Origin of the sequence: Desulfomicrobium apsheronum (assembly GCF_900114115.1) — a bacterium.
Taxonomy (GTDB): Bacteria; Desulfobacterota; Desulfovibrionia; order Desulfovibrionales; family Desulfomicrobiaceae; genus Desulfomicrobium; species Desulfomicrobium apsheronum.
Map to the genome: position 1 here is coordinate 1 of NZ_FORX01000038.1, position 3,335 is coordinate 3,335.

Below are 3,335 nucleotides of genomic sequence, written 5' to 3' on the forward strand. Positions count from 1 at the left end.
CGATTCCATTCCGAACTCGGAAGTTAAGACCTCCAGCGCCGATGATACTGCAAGTTCACTTGTGGGAAAGTAGGTCGTCGCCAGGACCTTTTTTTCTCTTCTCCATACAATGAGCATCACTCTCGCCATTCTCACCTTTCTTCTGCTAATCCTCGCTTTCTTCACACATATTTTTTCTTTTCCAGCAAACTGGTTCATCATTTTGATCTTGGGCATCTGGTCCTGGATTAGTCCCGAATCTCCCCTTACCCTGACTACTTTTTTGGTTTTCGTTGCTGTTGCTTTTCTTGGCGAATGCATCGAATTTGTCTTGCAAGCCTTTGGCGCTCGCAAATATGGTGCGTCTTCCTCAGGTAACTGGGGTGCCTTCGCCGGAGCCATCTTTGGAGCGATTCTTGGGGCCCCTTTTTTCCTTGGCCTTGGCGCCCTTTTGGGCGCGGTAGGCGGGGCTTATTTGGGTTGTCTTGGGGTTGAACTGATGAACCATCGCCCGTTTGACGAGTCCAAGAAAGCGGCTTTAGGCGCCATGATTGGCAAGGTTCTTGGCTTGGCCGTAAAAATAGGAATAGGTATCGCGTTTCTTGTCCATGCCTTCGAACTGCTCTTCCGGGTCTGACGATTTCGGAGTGGTATCTAATAATTTCTTTTTTTAGATATTTTGTAGTGACGATTAGGGATGGACATGTCACATATTCCCAGAATATCCTTCATCAATTTCGCGATCGTAAGCTTTGGCCGCATTCTTGGCCAATTCGTCACAGCGTTCGTTTTCCGGGTTTCCATCGTGAGCTTTCACCCAGTGGAATATCACCTTGTGTTTTTTCAACAATGCCAGCAGCTGCTCCCATAGGTCCCTGTTCTTGACAGGTTTTTTCGCCGAGGTAAGCCAGCCGTTTTTTATCCAGGATTGGATCCATTTCTTGGATATGGCGTCGCATACATAGCGCGAATCCGAATGGATATGAACTGTGCACGGTCTTTTAAGGTGCTCCAGGGCATGAAGGACTCCCCGGATTTCCATGCGGTTGTTTGTGGTTTCAACGTACCCTCGGCTCAGTTCCTTTCTCGAATCGGCCCACAGGAGCACCGCGCCCCAGCCACCCGGGCCTGGGTTGCCCAGGCTTGAGCCGTCGGTATAGATTGTAATCAATGTATCGCTCACGTTATCCTCATTTTTATGGTTTGGCAGGTTGATGCGATTATTCAAGCGTTGTCCACGATTCCTTGACCTTGCGGTGGGAGTCTTTTACGAAGGAGCACTATGAATTGGGACTGGGAAAAACTACAAGAAAAACGACAGAGGCAGTCTGGCCCCATGCCTGGGCCGGATCTTGGTGATTTAAACGAAAAAGTCAAACAGTTTAAACAGATGAATTTGCCCGGATGGCGAATCATCTTGCTTGTGGCCCTTTTGTTCTGGCTCGGGAGCGGTATCTATATCGTTCAACCGGATGAAGTTGGCGTTGTCAAACGCTTCGGTGCCTATGAACGCACCACTGAACCTGGACCGCACTATCGTCTGCCTTTTCCGTTTGAATCCGTGCTGACTCCTCAAGTCACCAAGATTCAGCGGCTTGAAGTCGGTTTTCGCGGGACCACCGCCTTTACCGTAGGCTCCGGTGTCCAGGTCCGACAGGTTCCGGAGGAGTCCCTGATGCTCACCGGTGACGAGAACATTGTCGATGTCCAGTTCATCGTTCAGTTCCTGATCGATAACGCACAAGACTATCTGTTCAACGTCGCCAATCAGGATAAAACCGTCAAGGATGCTGCCGAAGCGGCCATGCGTGAAGTCATCGGCTATAACAAGATCGATGCCGCTCTCACCGACGACAAGCTGACCATCCAGAATGACACCCGTGATTTGCTGCAAAGAATCCTGGACAGCTACAAGATCGGCATCAGGGTTGTCGCCGTTCAGTTACAGGATGTCCATCCTCCGCGCCAGGTCATTGACGCCTTCAAGGATGTCGCCAGCGCCAAGGAGGACAAGAGCCGTTTCATCAATGAGGCGGAAGCCTACGAGAATGATCTGGTTCCACGCACACGAGGCGAGGCCGCAGCCATCATGAACCAGGCGCAGGCTTACAAGGAAACCAAGATCCTGCAGTCCAGAGGTGACAGTGATCGTTTTCTTTTTGTCCTTGAAGAATACCGGAAGGCAAAGGACATCACGAAAAAGCGCATTTATCTTGAAACAATGGAAGAGATCCTTTCCAGGCCGGAAGTGGAGAAGATCATTATCTCAAATGATTCCATGCAGCGGGTATTCCCCTATTTGCCTTTGCAGCGCTCCGGAAAGGCAGCCGTGACCGGGCAGGCTAAAGACGGAGGAGTGAACTGATGAGATCAATTCAATTTGCAATAGCCGGAATAGGCATAGCTGTTTTCATTCTGCTGCAATGTGTTTTCGTGGTTGACCAGACTGAACGGGCTATCGTCTTGCAGTTGGGTAAACCTGTCGGCAACGCTGACTATGAACCAGGCCTGCACTTCAAGCTTCCTTTTGTGCAGAATGTGATATTTTTTGATTCCAGGGTTCTCGAATACGATGCACCTGCTGCAGAAATTCTCACCCAGGATAAGAAAAACATGGTTGTTGACAACTTTTCCAGATGGAGGATTGTCAATCCCCTTTTGTTTTATCAAAAAGTTCGAAGCGTTCAAAACGGCTTGTCCCGCATTGATGATATTGTTTATTCACAGATGCGAGAAGCCTTGGGTCGCTACACGCTCACCGAAATCGTTGCCGTTGAGCGATCGACAATCATGGATGAAGTGACCACCAAAGCCAACGTGCTGTTGAGTGAATACGGGATTCACATCATCGATGTTCGCATCAAACGTACGGATTTGCCTCAGGAAAACCAGCTTGCGATCTATGGGCGCATGAAGGCCGAACGTGAACGTCAAGCCAAGCAGTATCGTTCCGAGGGACGCGAAGAGGCCACCAAGATCACGACCCTGGCTGATCGTCAGCGGGCTGTCATTCTGGCTGATGCTCGCCGTGCTGCCGAGGCTGCCCGCGGCGAGGGTGAAGCCGCCGCCACGGCCATTTATGCACAGGCCCTGTCCCAGGATCCTGACTTCTATGAATTCGTGCGAACCATGGACGCTTACAAGAAGACCATGAAGGATCAGACCCAGTTTGTCCTGACACCTCAGAGTGAGTTCTTCAAGTACCTCCAATAAGACGCTAAAGAGCACAAAAAAAAGGCGGCCCGCGGGTCGCCTTTTTTTGGTAAGCGCTCAGGCGACCGCATCTTCCACGGACGTCCCTGATCTGCGATAGAAGCAGGAGCCTTTACTTTTTGCGCGGCTTGGGCTTGGGGAGG

4 protein-coding genes and 1 rRNA gene are annotated in these 3,335 nt (G+C 50.5%); 4 read left to right on the top strand and 1 reads right to left on the bottom strand.

Going from position 1 to position 3,335, the window contains the following annotated elements:
* Positions 1–86 (top strand): 5S ribosomal RNA (rrf, locus tag BMZ40_RS18920); the annotation flags it as partial.
* 23 nt (positions 87–109) lie between these two features.
* Positions 110–616 (top strand): DUF456 domain-containing protein, encoded by a 507-nt coding sequence (locus tag BMZ40_RS18925; protein ID WP_092379672.1) that lies wholly within the window; start codon positions 110–112, stop codon positions 614–616.
* Positions 617–685: 69 nt separating this feature from the next.
* Here BMZ40_RS18925 and rnhA read toward each other — a convergent pair whose 3' ends face one another.
* Positions 686–1,162: a ribonuclease HI gene (rnhA, locus tag BMZ40_RS18930; protein WP_092379675.1), complete on the bottom strand. Its 477-nt coding sequence runs from the start codon at positions 1,160–1,162 to the stop codon at positions 686–688.
* Between the two features lie 99 nt (positions 1,163–1,261).
* On the opposite strand from rnhA, the gene hflK reads away from it, so the two are divergent.
* A complete protein-coding gene (hflK, locus tag BMZ40_RS18935) occupies positions 1,262–2,344 on the top strand; it encodes an FtsH protease activity modulator HflK (protein WP_092379667.1) in 1,083 nt (360 codons plus the stop codon).
* Positions 2,344–3,192: a protease modulator HflC gene (gene hflC / locus BMZ40_RS18940; RefSeq protein WP_092379669.1), complete on the top strand. Its 849-nt coding sequence runs from the start codon at positions 2,344–2,346 to the stop codon at positions 3,190–3,192. Before hflK ends, hflC begins: the two co-directional genes overlap by 1 nt.
* The last annotated feature ends 143 nt before the right edge of the window (positions 3,193–3,335 follow it).

Bases quoted from the DNA above. Each gene is read 5' to 3' on its own strand.
- BMZ40_RS18925 (WP_092379672.1), top strand. From the start codon at position 110: ATGAGCATCACTCTCGCCATTCTCACCTTTCTTCTGCTAATCCTCGCT.
- hflK (WP_092379667.1), top strand. From the start codon at position 1,262: ATGAATTGGGACTGGGAAAAACTACAAGAAAAACGACAGAGGCAGTCT.
- hflC (WP_092379669.1), top strand. From the start codon at position 2,344: ATGAGATCAATTCAATTTGCAATAGCCGGAATAGGCATAGCTGTTTTC.